The 21,292-nt window shown below is 63.9% G+C and carries 18 protein-coding genes; 8 read left to right on the top strand and 10 right to left on the bottom strand.

The window, feature by feature from the left end; translation table 11 throughout:
* The first annotated feature begins 64 nt into the window (after positions 1-64).
* Entirely contained in the window at positions 65-844 is a 780-nt protein-coding gene (locus tag GJW30_RS03910) for an SDR family NAD(P)-dependent oxidoreductase (protein WP_096351883.1), read from the top strand.
* Between the two features lie 6 nt (positions 845-850).
* Positions 851-1,828 (top strand): 2-dehydropantoate 2-reductase, encoded by a 978-nt coding sequence (locus tag GJW30_RS03905; protein WP_096351880.1) that lies wholly within the window; start codon positions 851-853, stop codon positions 1,826-1,828.
* On the opposite strand, the gene GJW30_RS03900 is transcribed toward GJW30_RS03905, so the two are convergent.
* The 4 genes from GJW30_RS03900 to GJW30_RS03885 all read right to left on the bottom strand — a co-directional run bounded on the left by GJW30_RS03900 (position 1,825) and on the right by GJW30_RS03885 (position 8,116).
* Positions 1,825-3,195: a TAXI family TRAP transporter solute-binding subunit gene (locus tag GJW30_RS03900; protein WP_157746682.1), complete on the bottom strand. Its 1,371-nt coding sequence runs from the start codon at positions 3,193-3,195 to the stop codon at positions 1,825-1,827. The genes GJW30_RS03905 and GJW30_RS03900 overlap by 4 nt on opposite strands.
* A 138-nt stretch (positions 3,196-3,333) precedes the next feature.
* Entirely contained in the window at positions 3,334-3,690 is a 357-nt protein-coding gene (locus tag GJW30_RS03895) for a hypothetical protein (RefSeq protein ID WP_096351875.1), read from the bottom strand.
* Positions 3,691-4,442: 752 nt separating this feature from the next.
* Positions 4,443-7,325: an excinuclease ABC subunit UvrB gene (gene uvrB, locus GJW30_RS03890; RefSeq protein WP_096351872.1), complete on the bottom strand. Its 2,883-nt coding sequence runs from the start codon at positions 7,323-7,325 to the stop codon at positions 4,443-4,445.
* A 179-nt stretch (positions 7,326-7,504) separates the two neighbouring features.
* The gene (locus GJW30_RS03885; protein ID WP_096351869.1) at positions 7,505-8,116 is read right to left on the bottom strand and encodes a hypothetical protein; all 612 of its coding nucleotides are present in this window, start codon (positions 8,114-8,116) and stop codon (positions 7,505-7,507) included.
* 216 nt (positions 8,117-8,332) lie between these two features.
* On the opposite strand from GJW30_RS03885, the gene GJW30_RS03880 reads away from it, so the two are divergent.
* Entirely contained in the window at positions 8,333-9,649 is a 1,317-nt protein-coding gene (locus GJW30_RS03880) for a methyl-accepting chemotaxis protein (RefSeq protein ID WP_096351866.1), read from the top strand.
* A gap of 112 nt (positions 9,650-9,761) precedes the next feature.
* On the opposite strand, the gene GJW30_RS03875 is transcribed toward GJW30_RS03880, so the two are convergent.
* From GJW30_RS03875 to GJW30_RS03865, 3 genes are read right to left on the bottom strand one after another with little or no spacing between them, the layout of a single operon-like run.
* Positions 9,762-10,358: a glutathione S-transferase family protein gene (locus GJW30_RS03875; protein ID WP_096351863.1), complete on the bottom strand. Its 597-nt coding sequence runs from the start codon at positions 10,356-10,358 to the stop codon at positions 9,762-9,764.
* A gap of 58 nt (positions 10,359-10,416) precedes the next feature.
* Positions 10,417-10,722 (bottom strand): AzlD family protein, encoded by a 306-nt coding sequence (locus GJW30_RS03870; RefSeq protein ID WP_096351861.1) that lies wholly within the window; start codon positions 10,720-10,722, stop codon positions 10,417-10,419.
* Positions 10,706-11,398: an AzlC family ABC transporter permease gene (locus GJW30_RS03865; RefSeq protein ID WP_096351858.1), complete on the bottom strand. Its 693-nt coding sequence runs from the start codon at positions 11,396-11,398 to the stop codon at positions 10,706-10,708. The genes GJW30_RS03870 and GJW30_RS03865 overlap by 17 nt, the downstream gene beginning before the upstream one ends.
* Positions 11,399-11,515: 117 nt before the next feature.
* On the opposite strand from GJW30_RS03865, the gene GJW30_RS03860 reads away from it, so the two are divergent.
* Entirely contained in the window at positions 11,516-12,490 is a 975-nt protein-coding gene (locus GJW30_RS03860) for a D-2-hydroxyacid dehydrogenase (RefSeq protein ID WP_096351855.1), read from the top strand.
* Between the two features lie 173 nt (positions 12,491-12,663).
* Here the strand turns inward: GJW30_RS03860 and araD are convergent, their stop codons facing one another.
* Together araD and GJW30_RS03850 are read right to left on the bottom strand one after the other, a co-directional pair.
* Positions 12,664-14,385 carry an L-arabinonate dehydratase gene (araD, locus tag GJW30_RS03855; RefSeq protein WP_096351852.1) on the bottom strand — a complete coding sequence of 574 codons (1,722 nt, stop codon included), beginning with the start codon at positions 14,383-14,385 and terminating at the stop codon, positions 12,664-12,666.
* A 99-nt stretch (positions 14,386-14,484) separates the two neighbouring features.
* The gene (locus GJW30_RS03850) at positions 14,485-15,195 is read right to left on the bottom strand and encodes a ribonuclease activity regulator RraA (protein ID WP_096351850.1); all 711 of its coding nucleotides are present in this window, start codon (positions 15,193-15,195) and stop codon (positions 14,485-14,487) included.
* 169 nt (positions 15,196-15,364) lie between these two features.
* Here GJW30_RS03850 and GJW30_RS03845 point away from each other — a divergent pair, with 169 nt between their 5' ends.
* The 4 genes from GJW30_RS03845 to GJW30_RS03830 all read left to right on the top strand — a co-directional run bounded on the left by GJW30_RS03845 (position 15,365) and on the right by GJW30_RS03830 (position 20,270).
* On the top strand, positions 15,365-16,336 hold the full coding sequence (locus GJW30_RS03845) for a Bug family tripartite tricarboxylate transporter substrate binding protein (protein ID WP_096358644.1): 972 nt from the start codon (positions 15,365-15,367) through the stop codon (positions 16,334-16,336).
* Positions 16,337-16,541: 205 nt separating this feature from the next.
* The gene (locus GJW30_RS03840) at positions 16,542-16,970 is read left to right on the top strand and encodes a hypothetical protein (protein ID WP_096358643.1); all 429 of its coding nucleotides are present in this window, start codon (positions 16,542-16,544) and stop codon (positions 16,968-16,970) included.
* A 335-nt stretch (positions 16,971-17,305) separates the two neighbouring features.
* On the top strand, positions 17,306-18,484 hold the full coding sequence (locus tag GJW30_RS03835; RefSeq protein WP_096358642.1) for an alpha-hydroxy acid oxidase: 1,179 nt from the start codon (positions 17,306-17,308) through the stop codon (positions 18,482-18,484).
* A gap of 145 nt (positions 18,485-18,629) precedes the next feature.
* Positions 18,630-20,270 carry a thiamine pyrophosphate-binding protein gene (locus tag GJW30_RS03830; protein ID WP_245408648.1) on the top strand — a complete coding sequence of 547 codons (1,641 nt, stop codon included), beginning with the start codon at positions 18,630-18,632 and terminating at the stop codon, positions 20,268-20,270.
* A gap of 186 nt (positions 20,271-20,456) precedes the next feature.
* On the opposite strand, the gene GJW30_RS03825 is transcribed toward GJW30_RS03830, so the two are convergent.
* Complete coding sequence (locus tag GJW30_RS03825; RefSeq protein WP_096351847.1) at positions 20,457-21,233, bottom strand: SDR family NAD(P)-dependent oxidoreductase; 777 nt, start codon at positions 21,231-21,233, stop codon at positions 20,457-20,459.
* Between the last annotated feature and the right edge of the window lie 59 nt (positions 21,234-21,292).

Raw genomic sequence — 21,292 nt, 5'->3', positions numbered from 1 at the left:
AAGCGATGATAGGGTGTCCGGCGCTAGCGCGCAAAGCAGCACGCAGCGGCCGAGGGAGGAAACTTTGAAAGACTTCGATCTCAGCAATCGCGTCGCCATCATCACGGGTGGCAACGGCGGAATTGGTCTCGGAATGGCCGCAGCTCTGGCGCGCAACGGTTGCGGCGTTTCGATTTGGGGCCGCAACACCAAGAAGAACGACGACGCACTGCAGAAGATCGGAACCGGCGGCGGCAAAGTCGAAGCGCGCGTTTGCGATGTGACGGACCGCGCCGCAATCGAAGACGCCTTTCGCGGCACGCTGCAGACATTCGGCCGCGTCGACGGCTGTTTCGCCAATGCAGGAATCGGCGGCGGCGGACGACGTTCCTTCATCGACCGCACCGAAGAAGAATGGCGTCAGATGATGACGACCAACCTCGACGGCGTTTATCGCGTGTTCCAAGTCGCGGCGCGCCACATGGTCGAACGCGCCGAGAAAGGCGACAAATTCGGCCGCCTCGTGCCGACATCGAGCCTCGCGTCGATCTCCGGCACGGCGCGCAACGAGCATTATGCGATCACCAAAGCCGGGCTCAACGCGCTCGTGCGCGCGCTCGGCGTCGAACTCGCACGCTACGGCATCACGGCGAATGCAATTCTGCCGGGCTGGATCAAATCCGAGATGACCGAAGGTTTGTTCGGCAACGACAAGTTCGTCACCAACGTGATGCCACGCATTCCGATGCGGCGCTTCGGCGAGCCGGAAGATTTCGGCGGCATCGCGGTTTATCTGATGAGCGGCCTGTCGTCGTATCACACGACCGATACGTTCCTGATCGACGGCGGCTATGCGGTCTTCTAACGCCCCATGAACATGCGCGTCACCATCGCGGGCGCAGGCGCTGTCGGTTGTTATGTCGGCGGCTGTCTTGCGCTGGCGGGACGCGAAGTGACTTTGCTCGCGCGGCCCGCGATGGCCGAGATCTTGCGAAACGGATTGCGCGTCAGCGATTTCGAAGGCCGCGATCGGACGGCATCGCCGTCGCAATTTCGCGTCGTCACTGACGCAGCAGAAACTTTCTTCGATCCCGGCACGATCCTCGTCACGGTGAAAAGTCTCGACACGGCCGCGATGGCGGAAAGCATCCGCGCTCATGCTGCCGCCGCAACCGTCGTAAGTTTGCAGAACGGCGTCGGCAATATCGAGGTTCTCAAGAGCGCAGGTTTTCCGCCCGTCACCGGAATGGTTCCGTTCAATGTCGTCGTTGAAGGCAATCGCTTTCATCGCGCGACCGGCGGCGAGATTCTCGTCGACGATCCGCAGTATGCAAGTCTGCTGAATGTCGAGGGCTTGCCGACGGAAGCGCGAGACGACATGCCGAACGTGCAGTGGGCGAAGCTGCTGATGAACCTCAACAACGCGCTCAATGCACTCGCGGGAATTCCGCTGCTCGCGCAACTGAACGATCCAAAATGGCGGCGCGTGATGGCGCTGCAAAGCGCCGAAGCGCTCGACATTCTGCGTTCTGCGGGAATCAAACCGGCAAAACTCGGCCGCGTGTCGCCGAATATCGTGCCTTACGTTTTGCAATTGCCGACGCCATTGTTTCGCTTCGTCGCCAAGCAGATGCTCGCGATCGACCCGAGCGCGCGTTTGTCGATGTACGAAGATTTGCGGCGCGGCCGTCCGACCGAAATCGATTTCCTGCAAGGCGCGATTGCCGCGCTGGCGGAAAAGCACGGCAAAAAAGCCCCGATGACCGAGCGCGTGATCGCGCAGATCAAGCACGCCGAAGCCGCGCATGAAGGCTCGCCCAATCTTTCGGCAGATGCGTTGCTGCGTTAGGTGACGAGCGTGGGGCGGGCCGGGAGCGGCTGCGGCGCTGACGTCGTCTCGCCGCCGCCGTTGCGCAGAACCTGACGCCGGCGCTCGATCGCCTTCTCGCAGCGCGCCACCGCGAGATTGAGCGAGCCGGGGTCGGCGCCGGTCTCAACGCTGTGCGCTTCGCCGATCAGTTCGGCCTGCACGATAGCGTCGATGCGGTCTTCCAGTTCGGCCAATTGCTCCTCGGTATCCGCTTCACGAACGCGGCCGAGAATGCTCGCCAGCACGGTGAGCGAGCCCTTCTTCACCGGGCGCGCGCCGATGCCGAGGAACTGCCACAAACCGGCGAGCGCGGAGGCGAGCACCCCGGTCAGCATCGTGCCGTAGAAGATCGGATCGCCGTAGCGATCGAAGAAGCTCTTCTCGTTGCCTTCGTAATACGTCGCCGCGCCGGGATGCAGCGGGATATAGGCGTCTTTGTCAGTCGGCGGCGTGCGGATCAACGAGAGGATCGGAAACTCGGTCGAGAGCGTGCCGCGTGCATCCATCAGCACACGCGTCAATATCGTGATCAGTTCGGGCTCGAGACGGCGCTGGGCCACGATGTTGATCGGCACGCGTAGCGTTTCCATCTCTTCGTCGGGCACTTGGGGCGAGCCCCACAGGGTGCCCTTCGGCAACTCGTAGCTTTCGTAATAGCGCGCGTAGGACGCGATCGCGTCGGCCTGATCGATGGCGACGATGCCGGGTTTCTGTTTCGGCTTGAGGCCGAGGAATTCGCGCGCGACCGAAAGATAGCGCTCGGTCACCGGCGTGACGACGAGCAGCGCCTGCAGCTGCTTCGCCTGGATCATCTTCTTGGCTTCCTCCGGCGTGACATTCTTGAAGCGATTGCGATCCATCGCGTAGCTGGCGGCGAGCGCATCGACGACGCGCTTGTTGATGTCGCCGTTGATGACGCCCACTTGCTTCGTCTTCAGATCGTCGAAATCGTCGATGGTCGAGCCGGGCGGCAGCAGCATCAGCGCGACCGATTGCGCGGCGACGACGACGGTTCGCGCCGCGCCTTGATTGCCGATGTCGGCGCGCAGCACCGCAAGGTCGGCCTTGTCGCTGGCAAAGAGGTTTGCGCTCTCGCTCATGTCGCCGGTCGGGATGACTTTCAGGCGGACACGCGACTTCTGGTTGGCAAGGCGACCCGCGAGCGCGTTGAGAATTTTGATCGTGTCGCCTTCGTCGGAAGCGGCGATCGTCAGCGTCGTCGGCTTGGAATACTGGTGGTAGGCCTTCACGCCGAGCGAGACGAGCAGCAGAATCAGCCCGAGCGTCAGCGTCCAGCGGAGCCAGGCCGGCAGGCGGGTCTCGAGTTGCAACCGGGTTTCGGTCATCCGGATATCTTGCGACCTATTGGCGCTCATCGTAGCGCCGTTGGCGCCCCAACGCCCAGCCTGTGCTTAGAGTTCTGCGATTTTTAGCCGCGGCGCAAGGGCTAAAGCGTGGCACGCGGCTGGGGGCGCCGGCTGTGCTCAATCGAACCCCCGGAGCTTGCACTCGCGCCATCGCTTCTGCAGCGCCTCTGGTGCGGCTGCGCGGGCTTCTTCACCCTCAGGTCCGAGCACAAAGTAAACCAAGCTCAGCGCCTCATCGCGACGCTCCAGCCAAACTTCGTTCGTCAACGCCTTGCGGTAGGCGCGGAAGCAGACAAACGGGTCGTGACGGCAAGCGTGTTGCCGCCTGCATGACGCAAATTCGCACTGGCGCCATATCTCGAAGAGGTTGACCATCTTGGCTTGGTAATCGTGGCTTTCGCGCCAGTTTTTTAGGCCGATGGCAAACTGCTCGTCGGTTTGTCCCTCAAAGCGTTTCGGCGGCGTCGGGCGCATACTCAATTCCTTTCAGGCATGGATTGCAGGCATGGGGGTGCCTTCTCGCGAGCGCTTTGGCGCTCCGAGCTTTGGCCTTGCCCCCGCGACAAGGCGCGGGGAGGCGGAGCGCCGCTCGGCGCTCGGTCTTCGGATGCCGTAGCCTTGCGACTACGGCGCGGTTTCCGACGGGAAACCGCCGCCTCGCGGCGCTCCGCCACGGCATTTTTCACCCCGGGGCCGCGCTTGCGTGTCGGGTGTGCCCAAAATGGGCTCCCACGGCCGCTTCACGTTGCGACCTACGACCGTTCAGCGAGCTCCTCGCACACCGGTCGTAATGCCGGTAGGGCGGGGTCCCGGGGCGCCCGAGTGCGCAAGGTGACGAACCTTCCGCCCGCAGGAACCGTCCCCGATCCCGTCAGCTGCGTCACCGGTTGACGCCCCCGCTTGGATCAGGTGATCAGGAATATAGTCAGATAGGAATTTATGTCAAGTCTATTGGGTTGGTCATTCCGGGGCGCAGTCCGCGAAGCGAGCGCGAGCCCGGTATCCATAACCCCTGTGCTCATGATTGATGGCCCGGGATTATGGATCCCAGACAGCCGCCAAACGGCGGCTTCCGGGATGACCAGAAGCGGCGTCCGTAGCCCGGATGAGCGAGGCGAAGCCGAGCGATTCGGGGGCTGAGCTTGCGGCTAATAGCGGCCCCGGATGTCGCAGCGCTTCGCGCCGCTCATCCGGGCTACGGACTACGGACTCTACGGAAACCTACGCTATTTGCGCCGCGGAGGGCGAGCCTTGCCGCCGCGCATGCCGGGGCGGCCGCCGGTGGAGCCCCCGGGGCGATAGGGCGACGACTCGCCGCGCGTGTTCGGGCCCATGTCATCGATGCCGGGTTTCGCCGGCGCCTTCGTGGTTCCGCCGCGATGCACTTCGCGCTCGTGCCAAATCGCGATGCCCATCTCATCGAGATTCGGTTTGTGCGGGCGCGAGACTCCTTTTGAGGCACCCTTCCCGGCCTGCGGGCGTTTCGACGTCGGATCGTCGACCACCGCCAGCTCCTGCTGACGCAGGCGCTTGACCTCGTCGCGCAGCCGCGCGGCTTCCTCGAAGTTGAGGTCGGCCGCGGCCTCGCGCATGCGCTTCTCCATGTCGGCCAGGACGGTCTGGAAATTGTGGCCGATGGTGGCGGCGTCGTCGAAATCGCCGCCGTCGCCGACACCGATCAATACGTGATCGCGCTCATAGACCGAGCCCATGATGTCGCCGATCGATTTGCGCACGCTCTCCGGCGTGATGCCGTGCTCGATATTGTAGGCTTCCTGCTTCTCGCGGCGGCGATTGGTTTCCGCCATCGCGCGCTCCATCGAGCCCGTAATGCTGTCGGCGTAGAGAATGACTTTGCCGTCGACGTTACGCGCGGCGCGGCCGATGGTCTGAATCAACGATGTCTCGGAGCGCAGGAAGCCTTCCTTGTCGGCATCGAGAATCGCGACCAGCGCGCATTCCGGAATGTCGAGACCTTCGCGCAGAAGGTTGATGCCGACGAGACAATCGAAGGTACCGAGGCGCAGATCGCGAATGATCTCGATGCGCTCCAGCGTGTCGATGTCCGAATGCATGTAGCGCACGCGCACGCCCTGCTCGTGCAGATATTCGGTGAGGTCCTCGGCCATGCGCTTGGTCAGTACGGTGACGAGCGAACGATAGCCGGCCTGCGCGGTCTGGCGCACTTCGCCGACGAGATCGTCGACCTGCGTGCGCGCCGGGCGGATATGCACGGGCGGATCGATGAGGCCGGTCGGGCGAATGACTTGCTCGGCAAAGACGCCGCCGGATTCGTCGAGCTCCCAGCCGCTCGGTGTCGCCGAGACGGCAACCGAGAGCGGACGCATCGCGTCCCACTCCTCGAAGCGCAGCGGACGGTTATCCATGCAGGACGGCAAGCGGAAGCCGTATTCGGCAAGCGTCGCCTTGCGGCGGAAGTCGCCCTTATACATCGCGCCGATCTGCGGCACCGTGACGTGACTTTCGTCGAGGAAGACGAGCGCATTGTCGGGCACGTATTCGAACAGCGTCGGCGGTGGCTCGCCGGGACGGCGGCCCGTGAGATAGCGCGAGTAATTCTCGATGCCGGCGCAGGAGCCGGTCGCTTCCATCATTTCGAGATCGAACAACGTGCGCTGTTCCAGACGTTGCGCTTCGAGCAGACGGCCGGCCGCGTTTAGCTGATCGAGCCGCCACTTGAGCTCGCTCTTGATCGAGTTCATCGCCTGGATGAGCGTCGGACGCGGCGTCACGTAATGCGAATTGGCGTAGACTTTGACGAGCTTGAGCTCGTCGGACTTGTGGCCGGTGAGCGGATCGAACTCCTCGATCGACTCGACCTCGTCGCCGAACAGATTGATGCGCCAGGCGCGGTCTTCATAGTGGGCCGGAAAAAGGTCAATCGTATCGCCGCGCACGCGAAAAGTGCCGCGCGAGAAATCCGCGGAGATTCGCTTGTATTGCAGCGCGACCAAGTCGGCGATGAGCTGGCGCTGATCGATGCGATCGCCGCGCTTGAGCGTGAAGGTCATCGCCGAATACGTTTCGACCGAGCCGATACCGTAGATGCAGGAGACCGACGCGACGATGATGACATCGTCGCGTTCGAGCAGCGCGCGCGTCGCCGAATGGCGCATGCGGTCGATCTGCTCGTTGATCGAGGATTCCTTCTCGATGTAGGTGTCGGTACGCGGGACGTAAGCTTCCGGCTGGTAGTAGTCGTAGTAGGAGACGAAGTATTCGACGGCGTTGTCGGGGAAGAAGGATTTCATCTCCCCGTAGAGCTGCGCCGCCAGCGTCTTGTTCGGCGCGAGCACGAGCGCGGGGCGCTGCGTCGCCTCGATCACCTTCGCCATCGTGTAGGTTTTGCCGGAGCCGGTGACGCCGAGCAGCACCTGCGTGCGATCGTGACGGCTCACGCCTTCGACGAGATCCGCGATGGCTTTGGGCTGATCGCCCTTCGGTTCGAACTCGGACTTGATTTCGAGCTTCACGCCGCCTTCGGATTTTTCCGGGCGGGGCGGGCGATGCGGAACCCAGATCGCGTCCTGCTCGCGGAATTCGAGGCGGCCGTCGCGCAGCAATTGGTCGAGTGCTGCTTGGCTCGCGATGCCGGCGATCGGGCCGCCGATGTCCTGGCTGCGCTTACGGCGCTCGGTCGGGCCCGGTGCGATGAGGCCTTCGCCGCGGTCCTGTTCCTGGCGCGGTGCCGGCGAAAGGTCGTCGGCTTCGAGGCCCCATTGTTTGGCGACATCCGGGTCGAGCGGCCCGAGCTTCCCGGCACTCTCCGACATCAGCGGGCGGACCAACGGGCCGTAGCCGGAGGTGCGCGAATCGTAGCGGGCCTGCGGCGCCTCGCTCATGCCACCGGGCTTCTGCGCCGCCTCGGACGATTTGCGCGCCGTATGCGCGGCCGCGATGTCGGCACGGCGCTGCTTGGAATCGGCGGCAGGCTGCTGCAACCCGGTACCGGACCCGATACCGGCGGTGCCTTTGTTGATGCCCGGATTGAGCAATTCGGCGAGCGCAGGGGCCAGCGGCGCGAGTTTCTCGCGCGACGCCTTAGAACGCGTCGGCTTGGCCGGGTCTTTCGGCTTCTTCGGGGGCATGCGGCGAATATGGGTGGTTAGGGGCTGGTTTAGTAGAGCCGGACGCGGGCGGAAAACCGGTTCCCACTTTTCCTCGCCCGGCTCGCGAACCCAACCCATCGCACGCAAAAAGGGCCGCGAACAAGCGGCCCTCTGTCAGTATCCTGTCAGCTTTGGCAGCAAGCTGCGATGGCAGCAGCTTACTTCGCGCAGGCGTTGCTGGCAGCACCCGGAGTGAAAACGGCTTGGAGCGATGCCGGCGGATATTCGCCGAAGTCGCGCGCGATGAGTTCACCTTGGCGTGCGCGCTTGCCAATGGAGGCTACGACGCGCTCGCGGACGACCATCGCGTGGCTGTTGCTGCGTCCCGTACCCTTCTGCTCGACCAGCGGGTCCGTATTGCGCAGCATCTGCAGTGCTGTGGCAACTGCGAAGGCGCGGTTATTCGAATCGCAGAGCACACCCATCGGCTGTTCGTAGGCGCAGTCGGCAAGTTCGTTGGCCTTATCGCGGATGAAGAGCATGACCGCCGTATCGGCCGCAGACTGCGTCGGTGCCGTGATGGTGCGCTGCTTGGCGCACTGGTTCAGCAGCGGCGCGGCCGCTTCCTTGCCGAGCCGGTCCGGCGTGAATGCAATGGCGACCGTCGGACCATAGTCCGGCGCGCGATTGAGATACATGTAAGCCGCAGCGCCGATCGCACCCAGAGCGAGCAGAACAAGCAGGATCATGCCGGCTTTGGAGCCGCTCTTCGGCTTGCCAGACCGGTCGGTCTGCGGCGAGCCCCTGCGCATTTCATTGACGACTGACATCGTGCTTATCCCCGCGGATTTGCGCGCAACCTAAACAAGAATAGTCGCAACTTCGTTTACGATCAGGTCGCTTCAGGATGAGGGTTAGGATCGCGTAAACGGTCCGGCGGCATTTGTCGCGATTGCGGCACCCCGCTGCCGCTACGGATTCTTAAGGCAAAACTCCTTAAATGCGAGGCCGCACGGTACGTTACCGCGCCGATCCTCCCGGGCCTCATGGAAAACGCGAACGTCATTCAGCATCGGCTCGGGCTCTACGAGATCTCGCCGACAGAGCGCGAGCAGGCCCGCCGCATGTGGCCGAAGGTTCGTGCGATCGCGATCGAGGTCGGCGAGCATGTCGCCTCGCTGCAGCACGTGCATGGGCTGTTCCCGATGCACTTTCGCAACAACAAAACCGAGCTCCTCGGACTTCACCTCGACCATCTCGAAGTGCTGTTCCGCTGCCAGCTCGACGACGACTATGTGCGTAGCCTGCGTGCGTTGCTGGATCGACTGATCGCCTGCGGCATCTCGACCCGGCACCACCTGCTCTACGATTTCCAGTTGCAGATGCATCTGCAGCCGCTGCGCTGGCGGCCTCGGCTCAACGACGATATCGCGGCGGCAACGCGCCTGGTCGGCTTCGACGCCTCGACGGCGTGGCACCTTGAGACCAATCGCATCGCGGCGGAAGCCGATCAGCGCCAGCACGCCATCGAGAATGCGATCGCGCATTTCGACCGCAGCGTCGCGGAAGTGGTGTCAACGGTGACGTCGGCCTCTACCGTTTGCGCAGACATATCATCCGACGTGCATAACTACGGTACGAAGACACGCGAGCGCGCCGTGACGGTGCTGCAGACCGCATCGGCCGCACGTTCGAGCATCATGCAGACCGCATCGGCGGCGGACGAACTCTCCGCATCCATCGCGTCGGTACAGAGCCAAACCGAGCACCATCAGAAGCTCGCGGCCGAATCGGGCGCCGCCGTCCAGCGCGTCAGCCAATCGATCGCGGCGCTGGCGAAAGACAGCAGCGAGATCGATCTCGTCACGCAGCTGATCGCGAAGATCGCATCGCAGACGAATTTGCTCGCGCTCAACGCGACGATCGAGGCAGCCCGTGCCGGCGAGGCCGGGCGAGGTTTCGCGGTGGTCGCGACCGAGGTGAAATCGCTCGCGAGCCAGACGGGACGCGCCACCGCGGACATCGCGAATCGCGTTGCGGCCGTGCAGCAAGGCGCGGGCGGCGTCGTCGAGCAGATGATCGAAGTCGAGCATGCGATCGACGCGATGACGACGTTCAGCGCGACGGTCGGCGGCTCGGTCGCGCAGCAGACCGAAGCAACACACGAAGTCGCGCAGCATATGTCGATCGCGGCCGAGCGCATCGCGTTTCTGGTCGAAACGATCGAGGAGGCGAGCAAAGCCGTCTCCGCGATGGCGGTTCGTTCGGAGCGCATGGGCAATGCGGCCGACGATCTTTCGGGCGCAGCCGAAGAGCTGACGAAAAAGCTGCAGACATTCCTGCGCGAGTTGCGCGCCGCTTAGCCAGTTGTAGCCCGGAAGAGCGGCGCGAAGCGCCTGCGACATCCGGACCCATCGCAAACTCAGCCCCGGATATCGTTCGGCTCCGCCTCACTCATCCGGGCTACGGCTACAATTAAGCGTCCTTCTGCCCCGCGCGCTGCAAGGCCGGGCGGCTCATGCACCGCTTCACATAAGCATTGAGCGCATCGGTCTTCTCGAACAATCCGCTGTCGCCGAAGAAGCCGAATGTGCCGCCATACAGAATGTCGACGGCCGTGAATTCGTTACCGAGGATGTACTCGTTCGTCTCGAGCGTCTTGTTGATGTGCTGCATCACTTCGGGCACCGCGACCCAACCGGCCGTGCCGCGCGGCACATCGTATTTCATGAAGGCGCAGAGAAACGCGGGCTCAACCACGCCGCTGTAGTACGAGAGCCACGACAGATAATTGCCGCGCAGCTTGTCGCCGACCTGCGGACCCAGCTTCGCCTGCGGAAACGCGTCTGTGAGATAGAGCATGATGGCGGTCTGCTCGTGCACGACCGTATCGTCGTGGATTATGACCGGCACCTTGCCGTGCGGATGCGGATTGGTTGGATCGAGCTTGCCGCTGCCATCGCCGCGCCGAATATCGACCTGCTTGATCTCGTAAGGCTGGCCGATTTCCTCGAGCAGCCAGATGAAGCTTTGCGAGCGCGATTTCGGGGCGTGAAGGAGCGTAAGCGTCATTGTGAGTCTCCGGATTTCGCCGGCACCGTAACGGCTCGGACGCTCCGGTCAAACCGGATCAGAGTGCCAACGCGCGCATTGCTGCCACCGCTGTGACACCACCGATCGCGGCGACGAACTGATTGCCGGTAACGCGCATCAGCAGAATCGCAGCAGCGAGACCGGTCCATTCGGGCGGACCGCCGTTCACGGCGATCGGGCCGAGAATCGCGCCGATGAGCGCGAGCGGGATCGCGTGCAGCCACGCGGCGACCGGCGGCGTGATCTTCACGTAGCGCATCAGAAAGAAGCCGAGGAAACGGCACGCATACGACGCGACGCCGCAGGCAAAGATCGCCGCGAGAACATCAGGCCGCACGAGCACGGAGCACCCCCACGAGGCTGCCGCCGAGCGCGCCGGCGAAGATGTACCAAGGGCCGCTCACCGTCAGATTGACCGCGATCGCGATGAGCGCGCCGGCAAAGAACGGCAACGCGTCGTTCGGCTTCTTGAGGAACGCGACGACCATCGAGGCGAAGAACGCCGCGAGAAAAAAATCGACGCCGTAGCGCTTCGGATCGCCCAGCAGCTGCCCGAAGGCGTGGCCGAGTCCTGTCGAGCCGACCCAGATCAGCCACAGCAGCGCTCCGCTGGCGAGAATGTAGGCGGCGTCCGGCTTGCCGGTCTGGAATTGCTTCAGTGACAACGCCCAATTGCCGTCGCCGAGGACGAACAGCGCCGGATAGCTTTGATAGGCCGGCGCATTCGGCAGCCAGGGACGCAAGGCCGCACCGAGCAGGATATAGCGCGTGTTCATCGCGAAGGTGGTGAGTGCGGCCGTGAAGATCGGCACCGGATCGGCCCAGATCTGCAGCGTCGTCATCTGCGCGCTGCCGGCGTTGATCCAGCCACTCATCAGCATCGCCTCGACGATCGACAGCCCGGTCGCGGCAGCGAGGATGCCGAAAGCCAATCCCATCGCGACCACGGTGGGCGCGAGGATCAGCGAGGCCAGTGCGCCATCGCGCGCGCCTGCGAGAGTGAAAGTCGATGTCGTCACAGGCGGCTCTGCATGGGAGCTTCGTGATGGCCGGGGTTGACCCGGCAACGCATTCCTTTTTCAAGGAAGCTCAACTCGGGTCAAGCCCGCAATAAGTCGAAAGAATAGCGAGAAACCATGCGCACTCTGCCGCCGAAGAAAGACCTCACGATCTGTTTCGCGCATGGCGTGTACCGAATGGCGGAGCGCTTTGCGGCGCGCAACACCGGCATCAAACATTTCCAGGTCGGCAACTTCGACGATCTCAAAGCGCGCATCCACGAGGCCGATATCGTCTCGGTGTCGATGATGTGGAAGAACGAACTGATCGCGGCAGCGCCGAAGCTTGCGATGATCCAATCGATCAGCGCCGGCACCGACCAGTACGATTTCGCTGCCTTCAAACAGACTGGCGTGCGGCTGGCGAGCGGCAAGGGCGTCAACGCCAATGCGGTGGCGCAGCATGCGATCGCACTGACACTCGCGTTGGCGCGGCAGCTCCACACCGGCCGCGACAACCAGGCGAAGAAGCATTGGCGAGGGATGATCGGCAATATTCCGGAGCGCGAGGACGAGCTCGGCGGCAAGACGATGCTGATCGTCGGCCTCGGTGCGATCGGCGGGACATTGGCGCGGCTTGCACAGGCGTTCGGCATGCGCGTGATCGCGGCGAAGCGTGACGTGACGACCGGCGCGGAGAATGTCGATGCGGTGTTCACGCTGAAGGATCTGCCGAAGCATTTGCCGGAGGCGGATGTCGTCGCGCTGACGTGCCCACTGACGGCCGAGACGACGAATTTGATCGACGCGAAGGCGTTCGCCGCGATGAAGCCGTCGGCGTATCTGATCAATGTCGCGCGCGGGAAGGTTGTCGACGAGGCGGCGCTGATTGCGTCGCTGAGCGACAAGACGATCGCGGCGGCCGGCATCGATGTGACGCACGAAGAGCCGCTGCCGGAGGGATCGCCGCTGTGGACGATTCCGAATGCGCTGATCACGCCGCATACGGCCGGCGAGACGCAGCGTTACGAGGACAACGTGATCGATTTGCTCATCGAGAATATCGATCGCGTGCATCGCGGCGAGAAGCTGGTGAATGAGATGGTGGGGTAGGCAGCCGGATTTCGGCTGTCATCCCGGCCAAGACTGCGCAGCAGTCGCGAGCCGGGATCCACGTATCACGGCGACCGCAGGGATACATGGGTCCCGGATCGGCTTCGCGGCGCGCAATGAGCGCGCAGCTTGCCGTCCGGGATGACGGTCCGTTTTTTAATTGACGCTGTGCGTCAATGAATCTCCGGCTCAGGAATGCCTTTCGAGCCTTCGAGGAAGTCGAAATCGCAGCCTTCATGCGCCTGGCGCACGTGACGGGCGAACAGCCAGTTGTACCCGCGCGGGAAATCGCGCGGCGGCGGCGACCATGACTTCAGACGCTCGGTAATCTGCGCGTCGGTCAGCGCGACGTTGATGCTGCGGTTCGGCACATCGAGCGTGATCATATCGCCGTTACGGATCGCGGCGAGCGGGCCGCCGATATGCGCTTCGGGCGAGACATGGAGAATGCAGGCGCCGTAGCTGGTGCCGCTCATGCGCGCATCCGAAATACGGACCATATCGCGCACGCCCTGCTTCAGCAGCTTCTTCGGGATCGGCAGCATGCCCCATTCGGGCATGCCGGGGCCGCCGATCGGCCCGGCGTTGCGCAGGACCATGACGTGGTCGGGCGTCACGTCGAGATCCTCGTCGTTGATGGCCGCCGACATCTCGTCGTAGGTGTCGAAAACGATGGCGGGACCGGTGTGCGTGAGCAGCCGCGCCTCGGCGGCCGGCGGTTTGATCACGCAGCCGTCCGGCGCGATGTTGCCGTAGAGGATCGCGGTGCCGCCCGAGGCCGCGATAGGCTTATCGAGCGGGCGGATGACGTCGTCGTTATAAACTTCGGCGCCCTCGAGGCCTTCGCCAAGCGTGCCCGTCACGGTCTTGGCGTCGAGGTGCAGGAAATCCTTGAGACGCGACATCAGCGCGCGGATGCCGCCCGCGATGTGGAAATCCTCCATCAGCCAATCGCCGGACGGACGGATGTTGGCGATAACCGGCACCTTTTGGGCGAAATCGTCGAAGTCCTGCAGCGTGACTTTCACGCCGGCGCGGCCCGCCATGGCAACGAGGTGGATCATCGCGTTGGTCGAACCCGCGACCGCGTTGTGCACGATCAGCGCGTTCTCGAACGATTTTCGATCGAGGATCGTCGAGGGGCGAAGGTCCTGCCAGATCATCTCGACGATGTGACGGCCGCACGCCGTCGCCATGCGTGGATGCGCGGCGTCGACAGCCGGGATGGAGGATGCGCCGGGCAGGCAGAGCCCGAGCGATTCCGCAATCGCCATCATGGTCGCGGCGGTACCCATCGTCATGCAGGTGCCGGCCGAACGCGCGATGCCGGCCTCCATGTCGTTCCACTGCGCCGTGGTGATGTTGCCGGCCTCTTTCTCCGCCCAGTATTTCCAAACGTCCGAACCGGAGCCGAGAATTTTTCCGCCGAAGTGTCCGCGCATCATCGGGCCGGCCGGAAGATAGATCATCGGCAGATCCATCGAGAGGCCGCCCATGATGGTCGCGGGAGTCGTCTTGTCGCAGCCGCCGAGCAACACGGCGCCATCGATCGGATGCGAGCGGAGAAGTTCCTCGGTCTCGAGCGCGAGCAAGTTGCGGTAAAGCATCGTGGTCGGCTTGACGAATTGCTCGGAGAGCGAGAGCGCCGGCAGTTCGACCGGGAAGCCGCCGGCTTGCCAGACGCCGCGCTTCACCTCTTCGGCGCGCGTGCGCAGGTGCGAGTGGCAGGTATTGAGATCGCTCCACGTGTTGATGATGGCGACGACCGGCTTGCCCATGAAGTCTTCGCGGCCGTAGCCCATCTGCATCGCGCGCGAGCGATGGCCGAAGGAGCGGAGATCGGTCGCGCCGAACCAGCGCTGGCTGCGGAGATCTTCGATTTTCTTACGCGACATTTTTTCTAGCCTTCGATCTGCCCATCAAGACGACACGGGTACGGTCTTCACCTCTCCCATGGGGAGAGGTGGACCGGAGCGTTTGGCAAGGTCGCCAAACTACCTCCCGCGCTGCTTCCGCCACTTGGCGAATTTCTCTTTCGCTTCGGGCGCGGGCGGATAAGTGCCGAACAGCGGCTTGCCGCTCTCGATCTCCTCCTGCACGAAATCCTCGAAGGCGGTCTGCTCGAAAGCTTCGTTCGCGACATCTTCGGCGATGTGCGCCGGGATGATGCAGACGCCTTCGTTGTCGCCGACGACGATGTCGCCCGGGAATACCGGCACCTCGCCGCAGGCGATCGGAAGATTGAGATCGACCGCGTGATGGCGAATGAGGTTGGTCGGCGCGGCCGGATGCGCGTGATACGCCGGCATCGCGCTCTTTTCGATCTCGGGCGTGTCGCGGAAGCCGCCATCCGTCACGATGCCGGAGCAGCCGCGCACGCCGAGGCGGGTCAGCAGAATGCCGCCTGCGCTGGCGGCCGAATAATTGCGGCGGCTGTCGATGACGAAGACGGCGCCGGGCGGACATTCCTCGACGCCCTTGCGCTGCGGATGGCTGCGATCCTCGAAGACGCCGATGTGATCGAGATCCTCGCGCGCCGGAATGTAGCGCAGCGTGTAAGCGGGCCCGACCATGTTCGGTCCGGGATTAATCCGGTGAATGCCCTGAATGTAGAGATTGCGAAATCCGCGCTTGAACAACACGGTGGTGAGCGTCGCGGTCGACACATTCATCAGCTTGTCGCGCGCGCTATCGGATAGCGACATTACTCCTCCCGGAACGTTTTTTGACCCGCGTCATCTTGGCACTCGTGGCGCGTGAAAATTCAATTGCGTCGGTTGTCATATGATCATACACGCCGATTGTCAGCACTTTTGTGCGGCCCGCCAAGAGGCCGCATCCAAGCATCGATCGAGCGTCGATCCGGAGGATTTCATGAAGCGTTTCATCGCGGCTGCGGTCGCCGCGACACTCGTCGCGTTAGCGCCAGCCAATGCGCAAACGGCTTGGCCGGGCGGCAAACCCGTCACCATCATCGTGCCGTTCGCGGCGGGCGGCACCGCCGATATTTTCGGGCGCATGCTGTCCAGCGGCCTCGCACAGAAGTTTCCGAGCGCGACGTTTATCGTCGAGAACCGCGCCGGCGCGGGCGGCAATATCGGCGCGACGGCGGCCGCGCGCGCGGCGAATGACGGCTACACGATCCTGATGGGTACGGTGTCAACCCACTCGATCAACCAGTATCTCTACAAAAATCTTCCGTTCGATCCCGAGAAGGACTTCATCCCGGTCAGCCTCGCGGCGCGGCTGCCGAATATGCTGGTGGTGAAGAACGACCTGCCGGTGAAGTCGGTCGCCGAACTGATCGAGCACCTGAAGAAAAATCCCGGCAAGCTGAGCTACGGCACCTCGGGCGCCGGAACGTCGATCCATCTTGCGTCCGAGCTGTTCCAGATCAAGACCGGCACCAAAATGGTGCATGTGCCGTATCGTTCATCGGCCGAGATCATGAATGCGCTGGTCGGCGGGCATATCGATCTTGCCTTCGACAACATCACGCTGGCGTGGCCGCAGGCAAAAGCCGGCAAAATCCGCCCGCTCGCCGTCACCTCGCCGCAGCGGAGCGAAACCGCGCCGGACGTTCCGCCGGTCGGCGATACGCTGGCGGGGTTCGATGCCACCTCATGGCACGGCGCGTTCGTTCCGGCCGGAACGCCGAAGGAGATCGTCGACCAGCTTGCGGCCGAGATGAAACGCATCTTCACGTCGCCGGAAGCGCAGAAGAGCCTTGCCGAGATCGGAGCGGTGCCGTCGCCGATCACGCCGGCCGAATTTTCCGCCTTCATCAACGAGGAACGTAAGAAGTGGCAGGAGGTCGTGAAGGCCGCCAACGTCACGCTGAACTGACTTCCGCCACAACAATACCTCGCGGGCGGGCGCTTTGGCCCTCCTGCTGTTGCGATTCCGCCGCGATGATCGTGAATCCTCACCGCTACCTGGCCGTGAAGTTGCAAGGCCTATGCAACGGAAGCCTGCTTCTGCGATAGTCGCCGAAGGGGCGCGGTCAGAGCCGAGCAAAGCTGTCGGCTCGCTGCGATATCGGGAGGTGTCGTTGCGTAAAACTCTGTTGGCGTTGGTCCTCGTCGTTGCCAGCGTGCTGCCTTCGGCCGCCGAAGTCCGTATCCGCGCCGACGGCGGCGGACGGATCGGCGATTATCTCGACCTCTTCCAGCGCGTGCGCGCGTCCGGCGAGCGTGTGGTCATCGACGGCCCGTGCCTCTCCGCCTGCACGCTGGTGCTCTCGATCGTGCCGAAAAACCGCATCTGCGTGACGCAGCGGGCCGTGCTCGGCTTCCACGCCGCCTATTCGAAGAACTGGATGGGCGAGGAGCAGACCGAGCACGAGGCGACGCAAGCCGTGATGAAGTTCTATCCGGGCCCGGTGCGAAACTGGATCCGCAAGCGCGGCGGGCTCAACGAGCGCACCGTGCTGATGCGGAGCAGCGAAATCGCCGCGATGGGCTATCGGCGCTGCCGCTGAGGCCCTCCCTAAAAAAAGACCGCCGGAGTGCGTGGGGCACACCGGCGGTAAGTTTTTTGGGAGAGATCCGCCGGCCCGGAGGAGGGCCGTCACAGGGGTAAACGGCAGCCGCGCGGAATTCCGGCCACGCTCCGGCTAAAAAAACTTCCCTTGAGACTTTCCGCAGCCCGCCCCTGCGCTCTGCGAGCTTGCGCGACGGCCCGAACGCGCCGTAAGGCTTTTCCAAGAAACAAGAAGGAAACGCCTTCGTGACCATCACCCGAGATGACCTGACCGCTTCGGTGCAGGAGCCGGCCGCCACCAAAGCACAACCCACCGAGCCGCTGACCTGGTCGATGCCGACCGGCGTCCCGCGTCGCATCCGCAACGTGCTGTCGCTGCTCGATTTCGAGGAAGAGGCGCGCAAATTCCTGCCGCGGCCGATTTTCGGCTTCATCTCGGGAGCCGCGGAAGAGAACGCGGCGCTCTCCGATAATCGAGGCGCCTTCGCGGAATACGGCTTCGTGCCGCGCGTCCTCAATAACGTGTCGCAGCGAAGCATGGCGACAAAACTGTTCGGCCAGACCTTCTCGGCGCCGTTCGGCATCGCGCCGATGGGCATGAGCGCGCTCTGCGCCTATCGCGGCGACCTTGTGCTGACGCAGGCAGCGCGCGCCGCCAACGTCCCGATGATCATGAGCGGCTCATCGCTGATCCGTCTCGAAGAGGTGATTGCGGCGAACCCGGACGCTTGGTTCCAGGCTTATCTGCCGGGCGACGAGACGCGCATCGAAGAGCTTGTCCACCGCGTGCAGAATGCGGGCTTCAAGACGCTGCTGCTCACCGTTGACGTGACCGTACATGCGAACCGCGAGAATAATATTCGCGCCGGCTTCACGACACCGCTCAAACCCTCGCTGCAGCTGATGCTCGACGGGTTATCGCGACCGGGCTGGCTCACCGGCGTCGCCGCGAAGACCGTGTTCAAGCACGGCATGCCGCATTTCGAGAATTCGTTCGCGACGCGCGGCGCGCCGATCATCGCGAAGACCGTGATGCGCGACTTCGGCGCGCGCGATCATCTCAACTGGGAGCACCTCGCGCTGATGCGCCGCCTGTTCAAGGGCCGCCTCATCGTGAAGGGCTTGATGCATCCGGACGATGCGCGCAAAGCGCGCGAGCACGGCGTCGACGGCGTGATCGTGTCCAACCACGGCGGCCGTCAGCTCGACTACACGGTGTCGCCGCTGCGCACGCTGAAGGAGATTGCGGACAATGCGGGCGATATGACGGTGATGTTCGACTCCGGCATTCGCCGCGGCACCGATGTGCTGAAAGCGATTGCGCTCGGAGCGAAGTTCGTCTTCGTCGGCCGCCCGTTCCTTTACGCGGCGTCGATCGCGGGCGAAGCCGGCGCCGCGCATGCGATCAAGATCCTCAAAGAGGAAGTGCTGCGCGATATGGGCCTGCTCGGTATCAACTCGCTCGACGAGATGACGCCGGACCTCATGCGCCGCGTGAGTGGGATCGCTTAGTATTTGCACCGTGCCCTAATTTCTCCGTGATGGCCCGGCTTGTCCGGGCCATCCACGGCTTGCTTCTCCGGCATGCCAAACAGGAAGACGTGGATGGCCCGCATGAAGCGGGCCATGACGGCGTTCTAATCTAGAAGGTGTTGCCATGAGTGCTGAGACCGAAACCAAAATGCGTGGCGCCGACATCGTCATGCGCACGCTCGAGGCGGCGGGGCTCGACACCGTCTTCACGCTAAGCGGCAACCACATCATGTCGCTGTTCGACGCCGCGATCGGAACGAAGCTCAAACTGATCCACGTGCGCCACGAAGCCGCCGCCGTGCATATGGCGGACGCTTACGGCCGCCTCACCGGCAAGCCGGGCGTTGCGCTCGTCACCGGCGGACCCGGCCACGCGAATGCGGCCGCCGCGCTCTACACCGCGCTGGCCGCGGAGTCGCCGCTCGTGCTGCTCTCCGGGCATGTCGCCGCGAGTGAAGTCGGTCGCGGTGGGTTTCAAGAACTTCGTCAGGCCGAGATGGCGGCGCCCGCCGCGAAAGCATCGTGGACCGCGGAGTCGATCGAAGGGATGGGCGAAGACGTTGCGCGCGCGATCCGCATCGCGACGTCGGGCCGCCCAGGGCCGGTGCATCTCAGCCTGCCGAGCGATTTCCTCGAAGGCGACGTTCGCGGCGGCGAGGTGCCATGGCCGAAGGAGTTTTCGGCGCGCGTGCAGCACTTGAGCGATGTTGCGGCGGACAGCGTTTATGCGGCGCTGAAGGATGCGGCGCGCCCGCTGATCCTCGGCGGCCCGACGCTGTGCGACGCGCAAGGCCGGGCGACACTCGCGCGCTTCGGCGAGGTGACCGGCATTCCAGCGGTCGGCATGGAAGGCCCGCGCGGTCTCAACGACTGTACGCTCGGCGCATTCGCCGAAGTGCTCCGCCAAGCCGATATGCTGGTGCTGCTCGGCAAGCCGCACGATTATGCGATTCGCTTCGGCAATGCGCCGGTGATCGACGCGAAGGCGCGTTTCATCGTCATCGATCCGGAGGCCGAACTCGTCGCCCGCGCCGTCGATGCGCACGGCGATCGTGTGCTGGTCACCGCCATCGCGGATTCGCGCACAGCCGCCGAGACATTGCTCAAGCGCGCACCAGCGAAACGCAACACGACGTGGCGGGACGAAGTCGAGGCTGCCGTGAGTTATCGGCCGACGGCGTGGGCGAAACACGCGTCACCGAAAGACGGCCCGGTGCATCCGCTCGAAATGTGCCGCGCGCTCGAAAGCGTTTTGGCCAAGCACGACAACGCGATACTCACCTGCGAGGGCGGCGAGATCGGCCAATGGCCGCAGGCGTGCCTCAAGCCGAAGCGGCGCGTCATCAACGGCATCGCGGGTTCGATCGGCGCTGCGGTTCCGTTCGGCATCGCGGCGCGTGTTGCCGATCCGAATGCGCTCTCGGTCGTGATGATGGGCGACGGCGCGTTCGGCTTTCACCTCACGGAGTTCGACACCGCGGTGCGCTACGACACGCCGTTCGTCGTCGTGCTCGGCAACGACGCGGGCTGGAACGCGGAGCATCAGATTCAGATCCGCGAATACGGCAAGGATCGCGCCTATGGCTGCGAACTACTGCCGACGCGCTATGACAAAGTCGTCGAAGCGCTCGGCGGTCACGGCGAGCTGGTGACGCGCGCGGACGAACTCGGTCCAGCGCTTGAGCGCGCCATCGCGTCAGGTAAACCGGCGTGCATCAACGTGATGATCGAGCGTGTGCCGGCGCCGATGATCGGAAGGGGTTAGCTAGCCTCTCAACGGGCTGTCATCCCGGAAGACGTAAATCGCGCAGCGATTGGCGGCTATCCGGGATCCATGATCCCCAGCGATAGAGTTTCTCTCAAGTGTCAGGGATACGTGGATCCCGGCTCGCGGCTGCTGCGCAGCCTTGGCCGGGATGACAGCCTCATATGCCGAGAAGACGTGCCGTTGCTAATTCCCCGGCTGGCGAAGCCCGCCATAGGTGTGCCACGAGCCGGTGACGAGCCAACCGCAGTCGACCGGAAGATTCACGCCCGTGATGCCGGAGGCGTTGTCGGACGACAGGAACGTCACGGCCTTCGCGATCTCGTCCATGCGCACCGTGCGGCCCATCGCGGCATTGGCTTTGAGCGTCTCGACGTTGCGTTCGCCCTTGTCGATCGCGGCTTGCAGCGCGGGCGTCTGCACGAAGCCGGGCGACACCGCGTTGACGCGGACACCGGCCGGTCCCCACTCGGTCGCGAGACACTGCGTGATCGAGATGACGGCGGCCTTGGCGGACGCATAGCCGTGGATCGGCATCGAGCGCATGCCGGCAATCGACGCGATGGTCACGATCGCGCCCTTGCGCCGCTGCACCATGGCGCGGCCAAAGACGACGCAGGAGAGATAGACGCCACGCTGGTCGACACGGTTGATCTCGTCCCAGGTGTCCATCGAGACGTCGAACGGGCGGGCCGGAAATGCCAGGATGCCGGCGTTGGCGACCAGCGTCGCGACCGGGCCGACCTCGGCCTCGATCTTCTCCGCAACGGCTTTCATGCCGGCATCGTCGGTGACGTCCGCATGGTAGGCCGAGCCGCCGACCTCCTTGGCGATTGCCTCGGCGCCCGCGAGATTGCGGTCCAGCACCACGACCTTGGCGCCCGCGGTCGCGAGTTCGCGGCAGCAGGCCGCCCCGATCCCGCTCGCGCCGCCCGTCACCACCGCAATGCCTTCTGCCCGCATGATTTTCCTCCGATTTTGATTGCCGGCATTCGAGCATAATGCCCGCCCGCAGGCGAGCC

This window comes from Variibacter gotjawalensis, from assembly GCF_002355335.1.
In the GTDB taxonomy this organism is placed as follows: Bacteria; Pseudomonadota; Alphaproteobacteria; order Rhizobiales; family Xanthobacteraceae; genus Variibacter; species Variibacter gotjawalensis.
This window is presented reverse-complemented; position numbering and strand designations above follow the sequence as displayed.